Raw genomic sequence first — 24,469 nt, 5'->3', positions numbered from 1 at the left:
CACTGCAAAATAAAAATTATGATCATAACAGCAAAACTTATCCAATTACTTCCAATACAAACTGGATTAGGAAAAAACGGGCAATGGAAAAAACAAGACGTCATTGTTGAAACTGACAGTCAATATTCCAAAAAAATATGCGTAAGTATTTGGGGAGATAAGATAATTGAAAACCAACTTCAAATTGGTAATTCTCTAACCATATCATACGAGTTAGAAAGCAGAGAGTACAATGGTAAATGGTATACCGATGTAAAAGCTTTTAAAATAGAAGTTGTAAATAATCCATTGACAATTACACCCAATAGCAGCTTTGAAAACACAGTGGATCTAATAGAAGACGATGAGGATTTGCCTTTTTAAGGAATGTGAGTCTAAATTAGTTATTAAATTCCTAAATAAAAATACAACATGGATTCAAACACAAAAGACATCATTCAAAATCATCTTTATTGGATAGAAAATGGATTAACCAAAGAAGATATAAGTAAAATACATAGTTTAGTTACTAATGAAGATCCTTTCCAGAATGTGACGATGAAAAAATTGCAGAAAGAAATGGGTGGCCAAATTAAATACAAAGACAATTTGCTTTCTTCTCATTTTGAGAAAATAACATTTCTATATTTGAATTACTCAGAGCATATCCTAGATCTGTCTTTCTTGAAATATTGTGTAAACTTGGAAGAAATTAAATTTGGCAATCAAAAACTTAAAAACCTTAGCGCTTTAGCAAATCTTGAAAATCTCAGAATTATTGACGCAAGTTGCAATGAAATTGAAAATATTGATATGCTTTATGCATTCAAAAATTTGGAAAAACTCAATCTGGAATACAGTCCAATATTATCATTGAAATCTATAGCACATCTTAATAGATTTAAAGAAATTAGAATTGATGAAATTAGCGATGAAAAGTTGGTCTATCAAATACTTAAAAGCAATAAAATTTGTTCAATTGACTATATTATCAAAGGGGATGTTTTAGATTATGGAAATTTTATATTCCCTAAATATCATATTGGATTTTCTATGAAAGAAGATTCTATTTCAATATTTTTAACAGGAATGAATGATAATTACAAATATTGTTATTCAGCAGAAGATCCAATCGATTTCCCTGAAAAATTAGTATCTCAGCCCGATTTCTATGAAAGGCACCTCAATAAAATTAAACAGGATATAACGCAAAGATTAGAAATTATTTTGGAAGAAAAAATTCAGATAAATGATGCTCAATTGTATTTTAGTACAGAAAAATATTCGTTTGAATACACACATTTTTTTGGATAGTACATACTGCGTTTTCAACTAAATGGTTATCGAAAATGATTACATTAATTTGTATTTATTACAATTTTTCCAAATCTTAATATACAATGGGCAACTATGCAAAATACATAATATTAAGACATCTAAATTGGAGATAAAAAGGGATGACAGAGGAAAATATTTGTAATTCCTAGCGAAAGTTAAAGGTTAAAGATATTTTTTCTAGTGTGAACATACATCTAATCCAAGATAGTAAAGTATATCAAATAAATTACAAAACAAATAAATAAAAAAATTCCAGATCGTTTAGAAGTAAAAGTGGAATAGCCAATAATATTTAATTATAATGATTGCTATACTTTTGGTTATTCTTATCATTTAAGTTGTGTTCATAAACTATGATTTTACCTTTAGTTTTTGGGTAAATAGCTTAAATTTCACTTCGATTAGAGCTAAATAATGTATCCGAATGATAACTGATTAAATCTGTAGAATATTAGCCTATCTACTGATTTAGGGGCTGAATATTAGAACAAAATAACAACTAATGTATAATTTCAAATATTAAAATCAAATGGGAAATATAATAAAATCAAAATGCCAGTCATGTGGTTTTTCTAATGAGTTTAGATTTGGGGGTGGCAGATTTAATTATCTAACCAATTGTCCAGTTCCAGCAATTAATAAGGAAACCTTAGCGTTTGAAAATGTAAATTATTTAGCAAGCAAAAATTCAGAAAAATATCTATTTTATACAGATGATGTTTTAAAAGGAGATAATCTCGATTACAATACTATCAATAACTTTGATTTAAAATTAAACATGGCCAATAATTATTGTCCTAATTGCAAGGAAAAAGCGCTAGACTTTCGGGTAACTATGTTTGTTGATTAAAACAAGTAATAACAATAACTCAAGACTAAGGAATTCTAAATTTTGAACATCAATGAAACCCGAACAACTAAGATTAATTCAAAAGCTTGCAGAAGTAAGCGAAGATGCCATGGTAAATAATGCTCCAGCAAGTCTTATTGATGCTATTTCAGAAATGAATTGCAAAGCCATAGAGTTAATTTTAGAGGACAAGATTACTTATCAAGATACTACCAAAACTATTTTCCTTCAAAAATTACAAGAAGTCTTCAAGGAATTCCAAAAGAAGGATAATAAGCTAATTGCTTATGAGGGTAAATATAATTCTGATGAATGTATCAATATAAATAAAAAAGGGATTGCATTTGTTGGCAATAAATCAGGTCGTTATATCACATTTATAATAGAAGAAAACGAGGATGGATCTTTAAAAGACATATACAACTGTTCTGATTTTTACACAGATAAAAGAGTTATAGATGAAAATAAGAGACAATTAAGTTTTACTATTTATGATGATGAAAAAGTAACTTTTGTCCCATCAGCTTCATATGACGATTTAAAAAACAAATCGATTACAGCTCTAAATGAAATACAATTATTTAATGATTGTGAAATTTCAAAAGATGAAATATTCACTTGGATTAAGCGATATGAAGAATTATATATTTCTATGAACAGGATAAATAATTTTTACAAATATCATTATTCATTTTATTGGCTTTATGAGCATATCAATCAAATTTATAAATTCTTAATGATTGAAAATGAAGCTAAAATAGCGATTGATGAATTTAAATCTATTTCTCTTATTGACGAAATAGATCTATTAAAATGGTTAGTAAAACAGGAACATTTATATAATCTTTTGATATTGTTGTTTGGTAACGTTGTATCTGAGGAAAGTTTGAAAACCGGCAAATGTGTTTTACATCAAGACTATACTGTTTACTTCAAAATAGATATATTAAAAAACTGTATCAATTTACAAGAATTACTTGAAAAGTATTATTACGAAAAATTGAATAAATACAATACACTATCTCCAGAAGAACAAGAAAATCAAATACCTTTTGATGATGGTTACGAAGAAACTTCATCCTTAAAGTATCATTTACAATTACGAGGGATTATCTAAGTTTATCTCATTTAGCTGCATACAGTTCTCTTATGTTCGAAAGATAGAAAACTTACGACTTTGTTTACTTAATTTCACAATGCAAATATTTACAAAATATAGAAATCAACAAAACTAAAATAATTAATTGAAATTATGTCTAGAATAAAAGCCGCCTTACTCGACGATAATAAAGAACAATTACAACTAAACCAGCAAATGCTTGAAAGTATTGGTAGGGTAGAGGTGGTGTCTTCTTGTGTTTCTGCAAAAACATTTCTAGAGAATGTAAAAACTTCACAACCAGAAATATTGTTTTTGGACCTAAACTTGGGAGATTCCTACATGACTGGAATGGAAGTAGCCTTTCAATTGAAATTACCAGTGATGTTTGTGAGCAGTAATACTTCGCAATACATTAAAGAGATAGAAAGATTGAAAAGAGATTACGATATCTGTGTGGATCATATCACCAAACCATTTACAGAACAAGAATTTATAAAAACTACACAACGCTTTTTGAAGGAGATTGAACTTTTTAAAAAAGAAGCATTCATCCATTTGGATTTTGGAGCAACGAAGCGCAATAAAATAGCCATTAATAGCATCGTATACCTGTCCACAGATAAAAACAACGGCTCTGAGTCCAACAACAAACTAATTCACTTTACAAATCGTAAACCCGAGAATCTAATCAATTTTTCATTTTCTAAAATGGAAGAAAAAGGATTGCTAAGTGCTAATTTTATTACCATTCACAAATCGTTTCGTGTAAACTCAAAACACATTAAAGCCTACCACAAAAGTACCGAATCAATAGAGATAGAAGTTTTTACAAGTCAAGGAAAATTAGAAACAAAGCAACTTCAAGTTTCTGAAAATTACCAGCCATTGATTAAGAAATTAAAAAAATAAACTGCTCTTACTGCCCTAAAAACCGATTTTGTTCCTCAATATGGGCTGATATGATTCTATATTATATCAGCCTTTTTTTATTCCTGAATTTTGAATCATAATAAAAGCGGAAGCCGAAAAGCTAGATAGAGTAGGTAAATTTTAAAATTAAAAATTATGAAAAATGCAAATCAAAATTCAGGAACAAACACTGGGAACAGTTCAAAATCATCAGGAGTGGCAAGGAGTAATTCCAATCCCAATTATCCTAGTACAACGGGGAAACCATCTGGTTTAGGTAGAGGAAACACACCAAAAAAGTAATTCGTAATCAATTAAAAAAAACTAAACAAAATGGCTAAAAAAATCAACCCTGCAAACAATGCAGCTAATATGCAAAATACGAATAAAGGTACTGCTGGCCAAAATAAACAGTCTGCCCAAAATCAAGGTAATACGGGTAAGCAATTGAATCCTAATCAATCGGCTAGTAAGATAAAAAAGTAGATTAGTTTTTCTAAAAGTACCTATTTAAATACCTCCATAATCTGAATACAGGTTTTGGAGGTTTCTATTTTTTACATTGTCAATGTTTAGTTGCTACATTAAAAAAACAAAATTCTAAAAAGTGAATTCATTTGTGCGATATATCAATAGCATGCAGAATTATATTATAGGCAAAGAATTTAAAGAAATAACAAACCTATACAAATCCCTAAAACAATAGCAGTAAAAAATGAAATGAAACTCCGTAAAATTTATCCAGCATCTAGCAGAAAGCAAGTCAAAGAGTATTAAACAAGATCGAATTTTTTACGCCCCTTTTTTTAGCAAATTCATTCGAGCTACTAATTGTAAATGAGTTCATAAATGAGTTGGGACATTTTTTTCAAATGTTATACGTCATCTTGTAATAGTTTCCCACATTATTATATCTTTAGCATTATATATTATGGATACAACTTTAGAAATTTTTGGTGCCGTTTTCGGTTTTTTGGCAGTTTATTTTACAATCAAGCAAAATATTATCTGCTGGTATTTTGGTTTAATTCAGGTGATTCTGTATTGCTTTGTCTTCTACACAGCAAAATTATATTCAGATATGATATTGCATGTTATTTATATATTTCTGCAAGGATTTGGTTGGTACAATTGGAAATATGGAGGTTCTAATCAGAGTGAATTACGCTTAACATTGCTGACAAACGCAATTTTTTGGATTGGCTTAACAATTCTAGCTTCCGTGCTTTTAGGCTACACTATGCAAACAAAAACCGACGCATCCTATCCTTATGAGGATGCTTTTATAATGGTTGCAAGCTTGGTTGCTCAATATTTGATGATAAAAAAAGTAGTAGCGTCTTGGATCTTTTGGATAGTAGTCGATGTGGTTGGCATCACCATATATAGTTATAAAGGTTTGTACTTTACAGCAGTGCTGTATGTACTTTTTTTGATTATGGCCATCATGGGTTACTGGGAATGGAAAAAAGCTTATAATGAAGAGTTTGCACATGAGAAATGAATATAAAATTGGACTGACATTGGGTAAGTATGCTCCTTTTCATAAAGGGCATCAATTTGTAATTGAAACCGCGATAAAAGAGGTGGATGAATTAATCGTGCTTATTTATGATGATCCCATATTAAATATCCCTTTAACAACTAGAGCTTCTTGGATACGTAAAATATATCCAAATATAACGGTTATTGAAGGTGTAAATTCGCCTAATGATAGTGGGTACACGCCTGAAATCATGAAAATTCAAGAAGACTATGTTTCAACTATTCTAGGCAATCGCAACATCTCTCATTTTTACTCCAGTGAGCCTTATGGGGAGCACATAAGTAAATCCTTGAAGGCAATTAATAGGCAGGTGGATGTAAGTCGAATTAGTGTTCCTATATCTGCAACGGAAATCAGAAAAGATCCATTTAAAAACAAAGAATTTTTGGATCCCATTGTCTATAAAGATTTGATTACAAAAGTGGTACTACTTGGTGCTCCGTCAACAGGAAAAACAACTTTGGCCGAAAAATTAGCATCCCATTTTAATACTCAGTGGATGCCAGAATACGGAAGAGAATACTGGGAGAATCATCAAGTAAATAAAAGACTAACCTTAGAAGATCTGTTGAAAATTGCAGAAATTCATTTGGAAAGAGAAGATGCTTTGGTGTTACAATCAAATCGCTTTTTGTTTTCTGATACCAATGCTATTACTACCTACTTATTTTCGTTAGATTACCATGGGTGTGCCCTTGAAAAATTAGAAAATTTGGCAAAACTAGCCGAAAGCAGACACGATATTATATTTGTGTGTGATACTGATATTCCTTATGATGATACTTGGGATAGATCTGGTGATGTAAAAAGAAAAACATTTCAACAAAAAATTATCAAGGATTTGAACACTAGAAATCTTAAGTATTACATGCTTAATGGGACTGTTGAGGAAAGAATAGAACAAGTATCAAGTGTATTGTCTGCTAAAGAATATAGTAAATTTTAAGTAACTTAGAACAAAATAGAACTATGTCTGATTTATTAAATAGAACGATGGGATTTTTTAAGAAAGTTCCAGAATCACCAACGAATCCGCAAGAGGAAAAGGATATACATAAATTCCAAATAGAAGATTTGTATTCAAGCGATACTCCGCAAAATGAATCTGATAATTCAATAGCCCTAGATGAGAAACTCCGTCAAGCGTATTTTTGGATCACGAACACCGCCATCATCAGTCCGTATTATGATATCGAATTCAATGAGGGTGATCCTAAAAAGTTTTTATTTGGAGACAGTAAAGTTCCAGTTTATTTACCGACTGACCAAAGCTACTCTAGTTTTGTATTAATGCCTTTACTGAACTTAGCAGCAAGAGGAAAATGTCTCATTGTGGGCGGTCCTGGTCGTGGAAAAACAGCTACTTCGGTTTTGATGGGATTGTTAGCCGGTTACGATAATAAAGATGTATTGCGTGCCATACAGCATGGGCAACCTCAAATGACAATTTCAGATCTATTAGGACATCCATTACCTTCAGATATGGTGAAGGCCGAAAAGACGTCCGACATTAGAATTGCTTGGCGCAAATGGTTGGGCATGCGGGTAAAAATTATTGATGAATACAATCGAATTCCAACTAGAACGCAATCGGCCTTATTAACCGTATTGGCAGATAATTATGCTGAAATATTCGATCAAATTTATGAATGTCCAGATGGGGCTTGGTATCTCACCGCCAATGATGACGCAGGTGGAGGAACGTACCAAGTTATTGAAGCTTTAAAAGACAGGATTGATATCGTGATTAGAGCGATGCATTTCAATACGCGGTTCATTGATGATTTATTACAGCGAATTGAACTCAATTTCAAACCAGAAGCTATAATTCCTGAAGAAATTATTTTTACCGAAGAGGAGCTGAATATCATAAACAAGCAGATTAGAGGTGTAAAAATAGATCCTCAATTACGAAAACGAATCGAGTTTTTTTGTCGCCAGTTTGAATTTTTTGAACCTGCTTCCAATCGATTGGAATACATGACCAAAGACACCGCAAAATTATCCGGCATGGATATGCGTTCTCTTTTTAGAAAAGAAACAGGAAAAGATCCAATTAAAGATTTAGGCTCACAGGCGAAAAACGGTTTGTCGGTTAGAAAAATCATGACTTTATTGATGTTTTCTAAAGCATTGGCGTATTTCAGAGGGAATAAAAAAGTAGAATTAGAAGACATCAGACAGGTCCTTCCTTTTGTTTTACACGATACTTTAACGCCACATCTAGAATCACCATTTTTTGACCAAGTTGGGAATGAAGTATATAGAGTGGATCGAATAGTATGGTTGAGAAACTTATTTGATTTATCGTGCGATGAGTATGTGAGTCAAGATTTAGATCGTAATGATCCTGTAGATACTTTTGAAGCGGAATTTAAGAAAGGACTTGAAAATATATCATCTAAAGAAATTGATAACCGACTATTGAGTATTGAGAAGCAACTTCAGAAATGGTCTGAGGAGAAAAAGTTATACGGCTACAGAGCAGATGATATTTTAAAATTAAAGTACCTACACCAACGGTATACCAATTACAAAAGATGGCTGCAATGGAAAAAATAAGTCTTCCTCAACTTATTGCAGAATTAAGTGATAATAGTGCGTTATACAATCAATGGTACAAGGAGAGCGAAATGAAATACGGGACTATCCCTTCTCAAACGTTAGCCAATTGGATCGTTGAAGTTGTAGAACCTATTGTGGAAGCAACAGTGACTCTAAATTCGGTCTCAGAAAAAGTACATGAAATAGTAAAAGCGCTGTATCTGGAAACATTGAAATTAATTGGAAGTGGTTTAGCAATCCGTTATGAAGATGAATATAAAGCGGCTTGGTTACTAATGGCAAAAATACCGAACTTAGTAGTTAAATTTCCAATAAAAACCATTTTATTGTTGAATGATGTACTTTTAAATTTGCATAGTTATGCTCCAGAAAAGACAAGCGACTGGTGCAAACTTATTGAATCCAGTGCTATTGAAATCAAAACCATAGAAGATTTTAAAATTGTGGGACGTATTTATGCGTGGAAATGTGGTTTGGCACATATGAGAACTCGTTTAAAAGCAGATTATGCGGCCCTTTCTGAAAACCTTCAACATACCATTTTACAAAACTTAAGTTCAGATATAACCGCCTATGATTTATTTGAAAATCCATGGTCGAATAGAAATACCAATTTTGAAGGAGTAGAGGGTGGTTTTGTGGGTACCACGGGTTATTTTGAACATCCACCAAGGTTGGCACAAATAGGAGAGCATATATTTGTTTCCGATTCAAAAAGTAGTTATGCCCTTTTTGCAGATCAATTTGGCAAGGTCTTACTTCCTGCCAATGCTGTTGATGCAGCCTATATTGTTTCAAAGGCCAAGCAATTGGATACCTCTGAAAAATGGATTGAAAAAGTCAATGCAGAAATGGATACAAGTACTATTTCATCTGTCGTAGCAACAAAAGATACTCTGTTTTTTACGTTGCAAAACTCCTATTTTTTATACGTATACAGTCTTGGAAATGCTTAATCTAACCGAAATAGAACAAACAGTAGCCTTGTGGAAATCACATTGGCAACAAGCAAAGTTGGAGTGGAATCCTTTGTTGCGTTTGCAAGAACCGATTTGGTGTTTATCCCATCAAGAGGCCAAAAGAGAGGGGCTTACAGGCAGTTTTGCAATGATTCGATTAACAGATCATCGCATTGTGATTAATATAGAAGAAATTGTAGAGCGGGGTATTACAGATTATGCGATTGAAGTATTGGCGCATGAAATAGGGCATCATATTTTTACTCCTGCAAATTTATACGATAATGCTATTTTATTGAATAGGATTCGTTTTGCATTGCCAGGTATTGAGGATAGAGCCCCGATGGTATCTAATTTATATGCAGATTTTTTAATCAATGATAAATTACAACGCATCAATAAATTAAGAATGCCAAAAGTGTATCAAGCGATTAATTCAGAGGATAATTTTTCTGAGTTTTGGACACTGATGATGCGAACTTATGAATATTTATGGCGTTTAAATCGGGGCGAATTAGCAACTAATTTATCATTTCATAGTAAAAAAATAGATGCAGATGCTTCATTATTAGCCTCTCTGATCAGAAGTTATGCAAAGAATTGGATTCACGGTGGTGGTCGCTTTGCCGTGATGGTATACCCTTATTTGATGGATGACAAAACCTTTCAAGAGGCTCGAAAAAAGATTTTAATACTGTTGGACGCTGAAGATGCAGGTGCGGGTGCTATGGATATTTCTGGTATGACCGAACTGGATCTAGAAGGCTACGATGAGGTAATTGATATGCGAAAAGAAGCTTTGGGGCTACAAGAAGGCGAAGGTATTAAAAGTGACAGTTTAGGTTCAGAAAAAAATGAATTGGGTGGTCAAGGACCAAGGAACGGATATATGGGTCCGGGGAATTATATTGATTTGATGAAACAAGTCAACCCAAAAGCGGATGAACAGCGTTTAATCAACGCCTATTATAAAGAAATTGCTTTGCCTCATTTAATAGATTTTCCTGTAGAAATTTCTGAAAATGTGTCCCTGGATTTACCCGAGGGATTGGAAACTTGGGACATTGGCGACGCCATTGAAGAAGTAGATTGGTTGCAATCTGCCATTTTATCGCCCGCTCTTATTCCAGGATTAACTACTCAAAAGAGAACCTACGGCTCAGATGCTGACAACGCCATTGCAGAAAGTCCTTTAAACGTTTACATTGGAATAGATTGTTCGGGGTCGATGATGAATCCAAAGCAAAATTTTTCATGGCCTGTCTTGGCAGCCACCATCATTGGATTATCTGCTTTGCGTGCTGGAGCATCCGTTATGGGATGTCTTTCTGGTGAGCCCGGCGACTATTTGGAAACAGATGGTTTTATTACAGACGAAACAGATCTACTAACAACCTTAACCTCTTATTTAGGTACAGGCTATGCCTACGGAATAGAACGTTTGCGAAAACCATTTGAACAAGAAGCCACTAAAAAATCGCATATTGTAATCGTTACGGACAACGATATATTTAGTATGTTGGATTCTGATACGCAAACCAAACAAACACATTGGGAATTAGCCGAATTGGCATTAAAAAATGCAGGTGGCCATGGCACTATGGTCTTACATTCTCATCCAGATTACAACAAAGATTTTGTAATTCGATTAGAAAAAATGGGCTGGAAAGTATACTACGTTACAAATGAAACGGAACTTTTAGAGTTTGCATTTGAATTTTCACAACAAAATTATGCCTATGTCTAAATACGATGTTTTTGAGTTGGTAACTCATTTAAGGAAATGTCCAGATATCTTTTTAAAACCTTCTTCAAGTCTTGAAAATGAGGGTCTAAATTCGGTAGCTTTAATTAGTGATACGTATAGATTGGTTTGTAACGATTTTTTAAAAAAAGAATTTAAGATACCAAGTAATTTTGATTTAGCGTACATAGAGGATAACCATTGGCGCGCAATTCATATTTCGATTTGGTTACTGAGTCATCCTAATTTTATAAAGAGTGCTTTAATAGAAGATAAATTATATGATTTTTGGTTTGAAGAATTAAGTGAAGCCTCGTTATATGTGAAATTTAAGGAATGGATTAGTGATGAGGAACGTGCAGAGGAAATGGTTCGCTTATTATTACATTGTTGTGAAATTACTCCAGAAGGCGAAAATCAGGATGAAGCTGCAGATAAATTATCCTCTTTGAGCAGTGCAGATCGGCAGAAAGTTTTAAAACAATCCTACGAGGCACATGAAAGAATTATGAAAATCAAAAAAGAGATGGCTGAAAAAAAAGCTAGAGAAGCAGCAAATACCTATGGACGAGAGTAGTGATCCGCAAATAGCATTAACAGACGCGGAACGTTTTCCGCTGCTTGAGGATTTAAGTTTTTTAAATACACTTAAGCAAGATGCGCTTGCGCCAAAATTTAATTTTAAAAGTGGTGATCGTTTAGATGCAGTGCAACTTTCAAAAGTGAAGTCTTACAAAAAGAAATACTGTGATGAAAAGATATTTTGGAACGAAGGGCAAACTCCAGTTTGGCTAAATGACTATTTAAAATGGTGCCATACAACAGTACCGTTTTACCAAAATAGAGATGAGGAATTAAATGCTTCCCCAACCATTTCTAGAGAAGATATCAGAAAATATCCTCATTTATTTGTATCGAATGAAGCTAATTTAGAGGAATTATTAGTGTACTATACTTCAGGTTCTACGGGCCCGAAGTTAGATGTTCTCTTTGATGCCGTTACTCAAGCCAGTTGGTTGCCCCAAATAGAATCCGTGCTAAAAGATTTTAATGTTTCTATAAGCGAGGGCAAAAATACAACAGCCATCGCCTTGATCTGTGCCCAAGAAAAAACATTGACGTATGCCTCTTTATCAACTTATTTAGAGGGAGCTGGTATCTTAAAAATAAACCTCAATCCATCAGAGTGGAACCATCCTGATGATGCTAAAAAATATCTGGAAAAATACAATCCGCAAATTCTTACTGGGGATCCAATAGCATTTATGGCATTGTTGGATTTTAAGCCGCAATTGAGTCCAAAGGCGCTAGTATCTTCCGCAATGAAGTTAACAAAAGGCACAAAAAATAAATTAGAAAATTATTTTAAATGCCCTGTGATTGATCTGTATTCGATGACGGAATGCAGAAATATAGCATACGCTACAGAAATGGGGCATAAAGCAATCCGACCCGATTTATATTTAGAAATTTTTGAGGAACATGAAGATGTTAAACTTTCTAATGGTGAAAGAGGTGAATTAGTGATTACAGGAGGAAACAATCCTTTTTTACCATTAATACGCTATAGAACGGGCGATTTTTGCCGATTAAAAATAGAAAATGGCGTTCCCCATCTAATTGACTTAGAAGCAAGAAATCCAGTAGTTTTTTATACAAAATCAAACGTGAAAATAAACAATATCGATATTTCTAATGGTTTGTCTCGGTTGTCTTTGGCTGGTTTCAAAATGCATCAAACAAAAGATAAGCTAATTCAGTTTAAAGGATATTCTAACGATTGTACTTCGGAAGAAATTCTTGAATTATTGAAAGTGATTTTTAAAAATGACATTGACATTCAAATAGACATCCAAAAAATATCCCAAAATAATATGGTAGAAAAATCACTATACTCGTCAGAATTAATAACTGATTAAAAAATATATCCGCTACCTACATAGGTATGAACTCCTTTATTTCCTTTATTTCCTTTAATTAGAATAGCTTTCAGTCACAACTACTGCTTATTTTTCAAATCACTAATATCTCTTTTCAACTCTAAAAACAGGTCCTTTATACTGGCAGATTCCGTTAATTCTTGTTTTTCATCTGTGAGTCCAATGTTACACACGTATTCCCATATCTCAAGGATAGAAGAAACCTTGACTTCATAAGGAGGATAAAAGCTGTTGTCTGATGAAACAACAAGTGCATTCTTTTTGTTTTTATTCAATCGCTTGTAAACCATGCCCTCATTTTTGGTGATCAGTATATAGGTTTTACCATCATTAACATCTCCTAAATTTTCTACATAACGCCCAACGATGATAGAACCATCTGCATGGGGTGGCATCGAATCGCCTTCTACCGGAAAACCCCTGTGCTTCCCAGTTCCCAAAAATGGCAAGGATATTTGCTGCAGACTTTCAATATATTCTGGATCAGCATATCCATTCAAATACCCTGCTTTTACTTTTTGTGTAACAACTTCTATAAAGTTTTCTCCCTTTTTATCTACCGTAATGGGCAACACCAATCGGTTATTTTCCAATTGCAACAAATCATCTACGGGAATTTTCCGAACATCTACAGAGAGCAACAGGTCAATACTGATGTGGTAATAATACGCGATTTTCTTCAATATTTCATACGGAGCTTCAGAGGTTCCATCTTCATACTTCACGTATCGGCCCCTGGTGATCCCTAACGATTGCGACAGCTTTTCTTGCGAAATTTTATGTTGTACCCTAAGGTTTCTAATATTATCAGAAAATAAAGACATAGCTATTTTGTTATAATTTGTAACAACAAATATACTAAATTTTGTTAGTATCTATACTAATTTTGTAATGTATAAAAATAGAAATGATGATGAATAGAGCAATCGTACATATGGACTTAGATACCTTCTTTGTTTCCTGCGAAAGATTAGTAAATCCACAATTAATAGGATTGCCACTAATTGTTGGTGGTAGTTCTGATCGTGGCGTGGTGGCTTCGTGCTCCTACGAGGCTAGAAAATTTGGAGTCCGTTCTGCAATGCCAATAAAATATGCCTTACGCCTTTGTCCACAAGCTTCGGTTATCAAAGGCGATATGGAATACTACTCAAATAAATCACACGAAGTAACCTCTATTTTAAAAGAAGTAGCGCCAATTGTTGAAAAAGCAAGCATTGATGAGTTTTATTTAGACCTAACCGGAATGGATAAGTTTTTTGGTTGCTACAAATGGACCACAGAACTATCCAGTAAAATTCTAAAAGAAAGTGGTTTACCAATCAGTTTCGCCCTTTCGGTAAACAAAACAGTTTCTAAAATTGGCACTGGCGAAGCGAAACCTTTAGGCAAAATAGAAATTATTGGTGCTAATGTAAAACCTTTTTTAAATCCATTGCCTATTCAAAAAATTCCAATGTTGGGCGACGTTACTTTTCAATTACTATCCAGAATTGGCATTAGAAACATTCAAACACTATCCGAAATGCCCGTCGAAGTTTTACAACAAATGATTGGTAAAAATGGAGTGGAAATCTGGAAAAAAGCAAACGGAATAGACAATAATCCGGTAGAACCGTACACCGAAAGAAAATCCATTTCAACCGAACATACTTTTGAAACCGATACCATTGACGTTTACAATATTAAATCTCTAATCACAGGAATGGTCGAAAAACTATCCTATCAATTGCGTTCAGAAGGGTTTTTAGCATCAACAGTAGTACTTAAAATACGGTACAATAATTTTGATACAGAGACCAAACAAATTAAAATCCCATACACTTCTTTTGATCATATTTTAACTAAAACAGCAATAGACCTTTTTGAGAAAGTGTACACCAGAAGAATGCGCTTGCGGTTGGTGGGAATACGGTTCACAGGATTGGTTCGTGGTACCTATCAAATCAATATGTTTGAAGACACAACAGAATTGTTATCGCTCTACCAAGCCATTGACAAAATTAAAAATAGGTTTGGTTTTGATGCGGTTTCACGATGTTCAGGCACCATTATAAAACAAAAAACAAAGTAAAAAAAATTTACTTCGTCAGGTTGCACGTTCAGGGTTAGTTGGGCGTTTCCCGCCGAAAAAGGCGGGTCGGGCTGTACGCTATATCTTTTGTTCCGCTAGCGCTGCACAAAAGGATGCCGCTTCCATCCCTAACGCACAATGTTATTAAGTCAAGGAATTACTCTTTTAGTTTTCACGTAGATTTCGCAGATTTATGCAAAAAAATCAGTTAAAATCTGTTGAATCTGCGTGCTATTTTTTTTCCTTCTTAACCTAATGACATTTCCCTAATGCAAAAAACTATAAATCAAAAATTGTTAATTTTCAATCACAATGTATCTCAATTGCCATTCTTATCATAGCTTGCGTTACGGAACAATTCCGTTGAACGAACTTGTTCAACAAGCTAAAATTTCAGGCCTTACCTCAGTTGCATTGACCGATATTAATACGGTAACTGGTATTTATGATTTTACAAAACAATGCAAAGAAGTTGGCATAAAACCCATTGTGGGTGTTGAGTTCAGACAAAACAACAGATTGCTTTTTATTGGCTTAGCCAAAAACCAAAAAGGCATTGGCGAAATGTGTCGTTTTCTAACCCAGCATAATCTATCCAAAACACATTTGCCAGAGGTTGCGCCAGTATTTGAAAATGTATTTGTGATCTATCCAACAACTAATATGCCTAACGAGTTACGAAATTTTGAATACATTGGCATTCGACCAGAAGAAGTTATAAAATTATTCAAAACCGAATGGAAACCGATCATTCAAAAAGCGGTAATCCTGCAACCCGTTACTTTTAGATCCAAAAAGGAATTTAACTTACATAGAATTCTGCGTGCCATAGACAACAACACCTTATTGTCAAAATTAACCGAAGAGGACATTTGCAAAACTTCTGAAATACTGATAAGCCCAGAGGAGTTGCTTAAAAAGTACAGTGAGTATCCAGAAATTATAAAAAATACCGAATTACTTATTGAAGAATGCAATTTTGAATTTGAATTTAAAACGCCTCGAAACAAAAAATTCTACACCAAAAGCAAAGAAGGCGACCGCTTATTATTAGAAAACTTAGCAAAAAGTGGTTTAGTAAAACGCTATGGAAACTCGAACAAAGAAGCGCAAGCTCGCGTAATAAAAGAACTAAAAGTAATCAACGATTTAAACTTTAGTGGTTATTTTCTAATCACTTGGGACATTATACAATACAGTAAAAGTCAAGGTTTTATGCATGTAGGACGTGGTAGTGGTGCCAACAGTATCGTGAGTTATTGTCTTGGTATTACAGACATCTGTCCTATCGAACTCGATTTATATTTTGAACGATTCCTAAATGAAAACCGAAAATCGCCACCAGATTTTGATATCGATTGGTCTTGGCGTGAACGTGATTTTATTTTAGAATATATTTTTAAGCGTTTTGATCCAAATCACGTAGCCTTTTGTGGTACAAATGTAGAATTCAAATACCGATCTATTTTTAGAGAAGTGGGTAAAGTTTTTGGACTGTCTAAAGACGAATTGGATGGATTATCTAAAGCCAAAGGACGACAAAGAGAGAGTAATTCGGTGGTAAAATATGTCGAAGAATACGGAATGATGCTAGAGAAATATCCAAATCAAAGAAGCATGCACTCCTGCGGCATCATCATTTCGGAAGAACCAATTACCAATTTTACTGCACTAGAAATGCCACCAAAAGGCTTTCCAATTGTGCAATTTGATATGCATGTGGCCGAAGATATAGGCTTTGAAAAATTCGATATTCTAAGTCAGCGTGGTTTGGGCACCATTGATGAAGCCGTTAAAATTATTGAAAAAAACAGAGGAATTAAAGTGGATATCACGGATACTTCATTGTCTAAAAACGAAGCCAAATGCAATGAGTTGCTCAGTATTGGTAAAACTTTAGGGTGCTTTTATATAGAAAGTCCCGCCATGCGTGGTTTGTTACGACGTTTAAAATGCGACAATTACAAGACACTAGTTGCCGCGTCAAGCATCATTCGTCCTGGAGTGGCTCAAAGTGGAATGATGCGAGAATATATTTTTAGGCACAATAATCCTGATAAATTTGAATATTTTCATGAGGTTTTCAAAGAGCAGTTGGGCGAAACCTATGGTGTCATGGTTTATCAAGAAGATGTAATTAAAATTGCGTTGCATTATGGCGGGTTGACTGCTGCGTATGGCGATATTCTCAGAAGAGCCATCAGTGGAAAAGGACGTTCGTTAGCAGAATTGCAATCCGTAAAAAACCAATTTTTTGTTTCTTGCAAAGCCAAAGGGCATCCAGAAAAACTGAGTGAAGAGGTTTACAGACAAATAGAAAGCTTTGCAGGATATTCTTTTTGTAAAGCGCATTCGGCAAGTTATGCCGTAGAAAGTTACCAAAGCTTATATTTAAAAACCTACTACGGTATTGAGTTTATGGTAGCGGCTATCAATAATGGTGGTGGTTTCTACAGACCCGAAATTTACATTCACGAAGCCAAAATGAGTGGCGCAACGATACACAATCCGTGTATCAACAAAAGCGTTTATCAAACTACCGTTGATGGAACAGATGTGTATTTGGGTTTTATGCTTTTAAAGAATCTAAACAGCGAGTATATTTTCAATATTGTTGCTGAACGAGAAAAAAATGGTGCATTCAAATCGATTGAAAATTTCATCACCAGAGTTCCATCAGGATTAGAAAGTATCCAAACATTAATATTTATTGGAGCCTTCAGGTGTATTGGCAAAACAAAAAGTCAATTAATTATCGAGGCACGAATGCTTTTGATACATCATAAACTGGAGGTAAATACTCCTTTACTAATTGAAGAACCCACTAAGGAATACAAGTTTCCAATTATAGAACGTTCCATTTTAGAAGATGCTTTTGATGAAATTGAATTATTGAGTTTTCCTGTTTCGTGTTCACCATTTGATTTATTAGAAACTAAATTCAAGAGTGGTATTTTAGCCAATAACCTCATTAATTACCTAAAGAAAGAAGTAAAATTGATTGCTTACTTAGTATCTATAAAACAAGTCCCTACAAAAATGGGAATGATGTTTTTTGGCACTTGGATTGATGCAAATGGCGATTATTTTGACACAGCACATTTTCCTAAAAGCCTTATCAACTATTCGTTCAAAGGCGGTGGATGCTATTTACTTTTGGGTACGGTTGAGGTAGATTATCATTTTCCAACCATTACTGTTTCAAAAATGGCCAAAATGCCTTTTAAGCCTGATCCACGATATGCCAATTCAAAAACACTTCAATTTAAGGCAACAGAACAACTGCGAGGCGATATTAGCACCACCGAACGAGCTCCATATCCGCAAGAACACGAAATCAATTTACCAAGAATAAAGATGGTCAAGGAGTAATAAAACCGCAAAGAAGTATAGTGACCGTTTTAACAGTCAAGTTTAAAGGATGCACTAACGAAGTACTATACATCGATAAAATATGTAATTCAAGCCACCAAATAAATTCCTGATGTTAAGGTTTTTTGCTTTTCACCGTATACAACTTACCTGGGATCCTGAACCCAATTGACTCAATTGAGTTCAAAGAATATTTAAAAATTCGGACCTTATTTTTCATGTTCATACGATGCATTTTTAGGCTTTTGCCGCTCTGTTATTCGCGTAAAACAAGAAGTTAGTTTTTATAGAAAGATATTTTTTTGTAGTTTAAATACACTTTGTTTACACTGAAATTATAGCAAAACGGAGCTTTTATGATAAATTGAAGTTGGTAGATAGTTAATTAATAATCCCAGTAAAAAATTTTATAATAATCTCATTTTAAGATAATTTAAAATGTCAAGAAGAAGAAAAGATTATAACAAATTAAATAATGCTGAAAAAAGAAGAAAACGCAAGAAATTCTTTTTCGTATTAATTGCTTTTTTACAATTATATATGTATTCTTTGGAAATATAAATTGCCAATATGTAACTCATTGTTAGAAAATTATTGTGTTTGACTAATTCAAAGATAATAAGTAAAGAAAACATCATTAGGATAGGATTAATTTTCTAAATGTTAAGTAATTCTTATGAATTTTGGATTATCGATAGACGTTACCGCGAAAATTCTATAGACAGTGAGTATGAAATTGGAAACAAATTGTAACACGAATATTTGGACCACTCCCGGAAGTGAATTCAAAGTATTAATCTTGAAGAATAAATTAAGCCTAACTAATAATCGGATAGACAGTTCTGTCACAAATCGATAGCGTGCGTTTCGCACACCATCGTATTACTGTTTACCGTATTTTTAAACTAAAGTGGTTCGCAAAGTGATGGGTTATTCGATATTTACATTAATTGTCAATATATAATACTACCATCGCACGCCCCCTTCATGTTGTTTATTACCGATTAAAGAAAATTTAATTCTATGCTTATTTTTAGGGGCAATTGTTGAGTTTCTCTAAATCCCGAAACTACTACTTGAAAAGTTATATCAATGATTACCGAGAAGAAGAGCAAAAAAGGAAAAAAAAAATTAAAGAAAACCAACCGTGTCTAATAAATATTATGTTTTTTGATTTTCTTTATTATCAATTGGTTTTTTATCAAAAGTAGAAATTATTTTATTAAATAATTTTGACAACAAACTCCTTTTTTCAGTAATAATTTCTGCAGAACCTACCATATTTTTTGAAAATGATAAATTCTGATTAGTGTCACTTTTTAAACCATTTGGTAAATCAACTACAATTAAATAGTAATTTTGAGTAGGTATAAGTGAAATAGATTTAACTTTACCAACAAGTTTACCAAATTCTTGGTAAGGATAAGTTGCTAATTTAATTATCACATCTTGACCAATTTTTATTTTGCCAGCTCCTTGTGGAGGAACAATTAGATGGGCTACAACTTTATTATCATTAGGCAAAATACTAAAAATAGGATCGCCTTGTTTTATAAATTGATAAGATGTAACAAACTGCATCATATCGACCTCACCATCTTGCGGTACTTTAAAAACATACTTGGATTCCCAAAAGTTTATGGCTTGAAAAAGTTGTTGAAATGAGCTGATCAACTTCATTTCTGAATGGGTTATATTTTCGTTTTTTTCGAGGTCTAGAATGCTAATATTTTGTTTGTTATCGTTTATACTAAACTTGTTTTCAATGTCTTTTGACTCATAAGCTTTTAAATTTTCTTTTTCCCTATAATAATTTCTGCTTGTTTGTTCATATTCGCCTTTTAGAATTAATCCTTTTGAAAAAAGGATGGAATCTTCAACTAGCTTGTTTTTTACCAATTGAATATCTGATTTTTTGATTTCTTTAATGGCTTCTCGCTGGTTTAACATTTCATAATATTTGCCAATTTGTTTACTCAGCAGCATTTTTTTCGCATCGTTTTCAGGATGTTCTCTCGCATCTTCACAGCTATGTAATACATTAATTAAATTAAGGTAATATTCCTGGATTTCGCCAAGTTGACTGCTTAAAGCAAAACTTATATCTTTTGTTTTTAATTCTAAAATGTTACTTTGAAATTTCTTCAAAACATTTTTTAATTCCTTTACATCTTCTTCATTTGCTGGGTTTTCAATCACAGCAAGAAAATCATCTTTTTTCATTACTTTATGAGAAGCAAATTCTTTAAGAATTATTTTTCCTGAGTTTTGCGCAACCAATTCAATAGGCGGTTTTACTGCTGTTACTTGGGCTTCGCCCAATATAATTTCAGGCGATTTAATAATGGCTAAAAGTGTAAAAGAAACAATTATAATGACTAAAAGTGAATACAGTAATATTGCATTGAATTTTGGAAATTTATTTACAGTATCTGCAAATTCTTCCGAGTATTTAATTTTGGAGCTCATCTTTTTCTAAAATCATTTGGTTTTTAAATAATCTGGAATAATATCCGTTTCTTGATAGTAACATTTTCTCAGTTCCCATTTCGACAATATACCCTTTGTCAAGTACAATTATGTTGTCGGCATTTTTAATGGTTGCCAGTCGGTGGGCTACTAGAATAACTGTTTTGTCTTTAAAGACTTCATTCAAGTTGTTCACAAGGATATTTTCATTGATTGAATCTAATGAATTGGTCGCTTCGTCTAGAAATAAATAATCAGGATTTTTGTATAAAGCTCTTGCAATCATGATTCTTTGCTTTTGACCTTCGCTCAATCCTCTGCCATTTTCTCCCATCAAAGTATTGAAACCTAAAGGCAATCCTTCAATTTCTTGCGATAAGTTTGCATTTCTGGTCGTTTCGGAAAATTTATCAATATCATATTCCTTACTTAAAATAATATTGTCTTTTAGTGTTTCTTTAAAAACTTCTGAGTTTTGATTTACGACGCCTGTTTTATCTCTCCAAGCACTTAAATCGACGGTTAACATATTGATATCGCCAATTAAAAACTCACCCGATGTTGGCAGGTATAGTCGTGACAATATTTTGAGTAATGTGCTTTTGCCGCTGCCACTTGCACCAACTATTGCCGTTATTTTTCCTTCTGGAATTTTTAAACTAATGTTGTTTAAAATATAGTTAGCCGAGTTGTTGTATTTAAAATAAACGCTTTTTAATTCTAAGGATTTGTTTTTTGGTAACTCTCGATAGGCTATTTTTTCTTCAATTTGTTCGTCTGGTGTGTTGCTGGATTCATTTATTCTTAAAAAACTGATATACGCTGATTGATAAGATGAAATAAATTGAATTATTTCTGAAAGAGGCCCTTTTAGTTGTCCTAAAATATATTGTACGGCAATCATCATCCCCAGTGTCATTTCGCCTTCTATTACAAAATATACAGTAAGAAAAGTCAGTGCCACATCTGTTAATGTATTAATTAAATTGCTTCCTACAGAATCCACTTGGTTTACTTTTAATATTCTAAGATTAATATTATACAATTTAACTTGTATTTTTTCCCACGACCACCGTTTGCCTTGCTCGTAATTGTTATTTTTAATTTCTTGAATATGTGTTAGAAGTTCTATCCAATGGCTGTTGTTTTTTGATTTTAAAGAGAAATATTCCATGTCCATTTTTTTTCGAACGTTCCAAAAAAACAATGTCCAAGAAATATATAAAAATGCTCCGACAAAAAAAACAGCGAGTAATATAGGTTGATAAATAAAAAGAATAATACCAAATACAAAAAGATTGAAAAATGCTAGAATAATATTGAAAGCAGAATTCATAATGAAACTTTCCATTCTATCATAATCTAATGCTCTCTGGAAAATATCACCTACTAATTTGTTTTCAAAATAGGTGAGGGGCAACTTTAACAGTTTTATAATGTAATTGGAAAGTATCGAAATTTTAATTCGTGAGGATATGTGAATATTGATAGATTGCCTAATCCAGTTACCTAAACTTACGCTGATGACTAAAACGATATTGGCAATAAGAAGCAAGATAATGAAACTAAAATCTTTGGTAGTAATTCCAGTATCAACAATAGATTGAGTGATAAATGGCAGCACTGCTTGAAGCAATGTTAATGCGAACATAGTTAAGAGCAATTGCATTGCTTGGGTTTTATAAGGTTTTAAATGACTTATAAAATAATTGAAAGCATATATTTTTGAAGGATTTGCAGATGGTTTAATATCGTTGAACTTGTCTGTGGGTTCAAGCAATAGTAAGACTCCTTTTTCTGATTCCTTTTCTGTTGGCTTAATCCAGTCTTTTAAAAATTCATCATGATTATATTTTAAATAGCCCAATTGCGGATCAGAAACATAAATGTAACTTTTTGTTACTTTGTAAATAACTATGTAGTGTTCATTTTTCCAGTGAGCAATACAAGGCAAGGGAATTTCTTCTAATAAATTTGATAAAGTGGCTTTGATTGCTAACGATTTTAACCCCAATCTTTCAGCGGTTAAACCCAACTCATGAAGTGATAATCCTTCTTTAGAAACTGCCGAATATTCGTTTATATCTTGCAAGGATAAAAACTTACCATACTGTTTTGCTATTATTTGTATACAAGTTGGTCCACAATCTTTGCTGTCTAGTTGTATATAATTGGGGAATTTATGCATGTGAAGATTTTTTGTAACAATTGATATAAAATAATTTTTCAAAATCATTTTTTAGAAGAGTACTTATTAATCGGTCAATCACTTGAAAATGAATCCATATAGGTGCATTTTCAATCACTGTAAAATCTATTGCTTTAATTTCTTTTTGAATAGTTGTAAATATTGAGATTAATTTTTTTTCAGCTTCTTTATTCGCTCCAAAAAAATGAGCTTCCGTTTCTTTTATTTTGTTATTGAAATAGTTTGAAGAACGACTTTTAGTATTTAATTTACCCAGATAAAAATTATAAACATCATCTATTTTAGTATTTGTTTTTGAAGTATAACTTTTTAGAAAACTGGCTAAAAATAGTTCTTTTGATAAGGATTTCTTTTGAATAAAACTGATCCATTCAATCAATAATTGATTGACTATTTTTTCATTTTGTTTTCCCATAAATTTTATTTCAGGGAAGCAAAACATATTGTTGTATGGAAAAGTATATTGGTATTTCTCAAAATTACTTTTTATAAAATCAACCCATCTTTGTTTGTTTTTTTCGACAATTGTGTCAGTATTTTCAAAAACAATATAACATCCCACTTTTTCTTGATTGTCTTCGTCTACTTGATAAATATGGAATACTATTTTATTGTTTTCGGTTTTAATCTTGGCAATAATTTCTTTTATATCTTCAAAAGAGAATAGATTTTCTATGAATAAAACCAATTGCGGTTGTGAATAATCGTCAAGTATTAAATCGTTTGAATATTTACCATCAATAGGAATATTGTAATCATTTACTAAAACAAGTAACTCAGAGTAAAATTTATTTTGATTATTCTTTTGTGAATAATTAATTAAATTTTGAATTCTGTCGTTTTCAATAGGCATATTTGTGTTTACAAACCTACTTTTTAATTTGAGAGACTTATTAGGATATATAGCTTTTGTTACCAAAAAATAATCTAACAATCCTGATATAGCATCTGCCGCTACCATATAAAACTCAATAGGTGGCAATTCTTTTTTAAGAAAAGTGGTGTTTTCTGTCAGTGTTAATAAAACATCATTTAAGGCTAATGCCAAATCATTTTGCCTCGTTTTAGGATGCGAATTTGAAATGTACTTTTTAATAAAATCGATATCTTTATTTTTATCGACAAAAGCTATACCTTCTTGAAAAACAATTCTATAAAATTCACCTTGCTTATAGTTTATTGAAAACACATCAAAAATTTGTGAAGGATTAATTTTAATTGGGTTAAACTTTACATTCTCAAAAATATATGACTCTTCGCTTGATGAGACAAATTTATTGCTAATAAGCAATAAATCGACATCGTTTGCTTTTTCAGGATTGATAACATAACTACCAAATAGAAGTACGCCTTCTATGTTGGGGAAATATTGGTTTAGAAAATTATGGATTAGTTTTGGATTCATTATTTAAT

Annotated in this window: 20 protein-coding genes; 16 read left to right on the top strand and 4 right to left on the bottom strand. The window is 32.6% G+C overall.

The genetic code is table 11. The features are described from left to right. Positions 1-18 precede the first annotated feature (18 nt). The 14 genes from LQ189_RS11025 (at position 19) to LQ189_RS10960 (ending at position 12,911) form a co-directional block, all read left to right on the top strand. Positions 19-363 carry a DUF3127 domain-containing protein gene (locus LQ189_RS11025; protein WP_230156860.1) on the top strand — a complete coding sequence of 115 codons (345 nt, stop codon included), beginning with the start codon at positions 19-21 and terminating at the stop codon, positions 361-363. A gap of 48 nt (positions 364-411) precedes the next feature. Next, complete coding sequence (locus LQ189_RS11020) at positions 412-1,293, top strand: hypothetical protein (protein ID WP_230156858.1); 882 nt, start codon at positions 412-414, stop codon at positions 1,291-1,293. Between the two features lie 553 nt (positions 1,294-1,846). After that, complete coding sequence (locus tag LQ189_RS11015; RefSeq protein ID WP_230156856.1) at positions 1,847-2,167, top strand: hypothetical protein; 321 nt, start codon at positions 1,847-1,849, stop codon at positions 2,165-2,167. A gap of 52 nt (positions 2,168-2,219) precedes the next feature. After that, the gene (locus tag LQ189_RS11010) at positions 2,220-3,284 is read left to right on the top strand and encodes a hypothetical protein (RefSeq protein ID WP_230156854.1); all 1,065 of its coding nucleotides are present in this window, start codon (positions 2,220-2,222) and stop codon (positions 3,282-3,284) included. Between the two features lie 135 nt (positions 3,285-3,419). Beyond that, positions 3,420-4,178, top strand: a complete 759-nt coding sequence (locus LQ189_RS11005; RefSeq protein ID WP_230156852.1) for a LytTR family DNA-binding domain-containing protein — start codon at positions 3,420-3,422, stop codon at positions 4,176-4,178. A gap of 156 nt (positions 4,179-4,334) precedes the next feature. Continuing rightward, complete coding sequence (locus tag LQ189_RS11000; protein ID WP_230156839.1) at positions 4,335-4,481, top strand: hypothetical protein; 147 nt, start codon at positions 4,335-4,337, stop codon at positions 4,479-4,481. A 30-nt stretch (positions 4,482-4,511) separates the two neighbouring features. Next, positions 4,512-4,664 carry a hypothetical protein gene (locus tag LQ189_RS10995; protein WP_230156825.1) on the top strand — a complete coding sequence of 51 codons (153 nt, stop codon included), beginning with the start codon at positions 4,512-4,514 and terminating at the stop codon, positions 4,662-4,664. Positions 4,665-5,109: 445 nt separating this feature from the next. Beyond that, a complete protein-coding gene (gene pnuC / locus LQ189_RS10990) occupies positions 5,110-5,682 on the top strand; it encodes a nicotinamide riboside transporter PnuC (protein ID WP_230156823.1) in 573 nt (190 codons plus the stop codon). Then, positions 5,657-6,670 (top strand): AAA family ATPase, encoded by a 1,014-nt coding sequence (locus LQ189_RS10985; RefSeq protein WP_230156821.1) that lies wholly within the window; start codon positions 5,657-5,659, stop codon positions 6,668-6,670. Before pnuC ends, LQ189_RS10985 begins: the two co-directional genes overlap by 26 nt. Positions 6,671-6,693: 23 nt before the next feature. After that, a complete protein-coding gene (locus LQ189_RS10980) occupies positions 6,694-8,286 on the top strand; it encodes an AAA family ATPase (protein ID WP_230156819.1) in 1,593 nt (530 codons plus the stop codon). Continuing rightward, positions 8,274-9,245 (top strand): hypothetical protein, encoded by a 972-nt coding sequence (locus LQ189_RS10975; RefSeq protein WP_230156817.1) that lies wholly within the window; start codon positions 8,274-8,276, stop codon positions 9,243-9,245. The genes LQ189_RS10980 and LQ189_RS10975 overlap by 13 nt, the downstream gene beginning before the upstream one ends. Continuing rightward, positions 9,238-10,995 (top strand): hypothetical protein, encoded by a 1,758-nt coding sequence (locus LQ189_RS10970; protein WP_230156815.1) that lies wholly within the window; start codon positions 9,238-9,240, stop codon positions 10,993-10,995. Before LQ189_RS10975 ends, LQ189_RS10970 begins: the two co-directional genes overlap by 8 nt. After that, entirely contained in the window at positions 10,988-11,569 is a 582-nt protein-coding gene (locus tag LQ189_RS10965) for a hypothetical protein (RefSeq protein ID WP_230156813.1), read from the top strand. The genes LQ189_RS10970 and LQ189_RS10965 overlap by 8 nt, the downstream gene beginning before the upstream one ends. Continuing rightward, positions 11,556-12,911: an AMP-binding protein gene (locus LQ189_RS10960; RefSeq protein WP_230156811.1), complete on the top strand. Its 1,356-nt coding sequence runs from the start codon at positions 11,556-11,558 to the stop codon at positions 12,909-12,911. Before LQ189_RS10965 ends, LQ189_RS10960 begins: the two co-directional genes overlap by 14 nt. A gap of 80 nt (positions 12,912-12,991) precedes the next feature. Here LQ189_RS10960 and LQ189_RS10955 read toward each other — a convergent pair whose 3' ends face one another. Beyond that, positions 12,992-13,756, bottom strand: coding sequence for a LexA family transcriptional regulator (locus LQ189_RS10955; RefSeq protein WP_230156803.1), 765 nt, complete (start codon positions 13,754-13,756; stop codon positions 12,992-12,994). Between the two features lie 89 nt (positions 13,757-13,845). On the opposite strand from LQ189_RS10955, the gene dinB reads away from it, so the two are divergent. Both dinB and LQ189_RS10945 read left to right on the top strand, forming a co-directional pair. Next, positions 13,846-15,006: a DNA polymerase IV gene (gene dinB / locus LQ189_RS10950; protein ID WP_182651288.1), complete on the top strand. Its 1,161-nt coding sequence runs from the start codon at positions 13,846-13,848 to the stop codon at positions 15,004-15,006. A 312-nt stretch (positions 15,007-15,318) separates the two neighbouring features. Further along, positions 15,319-18,378 (top strand): DNA polymerase III subunit alpha, encoded by a 3,060-nt coding sequence (locus LQ189_RS10945; protein ID WP_230156801.1) that lies wholly within the window; start codon positions 15,319-15,321, stop codon positions 18,376-18,378. A 1,161-nt stretch (positions 18,379-19,539) separates the two neighbouring features. On the opposite strand, the gene LQ189_RS10940 is transcribed toward LQ189_RS10945, so the two are convergent. The 3 genes from LQ189_RS10940 to LQ189_RS10930 are packed head-to-tail and all read right to left on the bottom strand — an operon-like array spanning position 19,540 to position 24,461. After that, a complete protein-coding gene (locus LQ189_RS10940) occupies positions 19,540-20,847 on the bottom strand; it encodes an HlyD family efflux transporter periplasmic adaptor subunit (protein ID WP_230156793.1) in 1,308 nt (435 codons plus the stop codon). Beyond that, on the bottom strand, positions 20,831-23,035 hold the full coding sequence (locus LQ189_RS10935; RefSeq protein WP_230156785.1) for a peptidase domain-containing ABC transporter: 2,205 nt from the start codon (positions 23,033-23,035) through the stop codon (positions 20,831-20,833). The genes LQ189_RS10940 and LQ189_RS10935 overlap by 17 nt, the downstream gene beginning before the upstream one ends. Next, entirely contained in the window at positions 23,028-24,461 is a 1,434-nt protein-coding gene (locus LQ189_RS10930) for a hypothetical protein (protein ID WP_230156783.1), read from the bottom strand. The genes LQ189_RS10935 and LQ189_RS10930 overlap by 8 nt, the downstream gene beginning before the upstream one ends. Positions 24,462-24,469 lie beyond the last annotated feature (8 nt).

It is taken from the genome of Flavobacterium sp. CECT 9288 (genome assembly GCF_918731615.1).
Taxonomy (GTDB): Bacteria; Bacteroidota; Bacteroidia; order Flavobacteriales; family Flavobacteriaceae; genus Flavobacterium.
The sequence above is the reverse complement of the archived record's forward strand: the minus strand, read 5'-3'. Positions and strand labels throughout refer to the sequence as shown.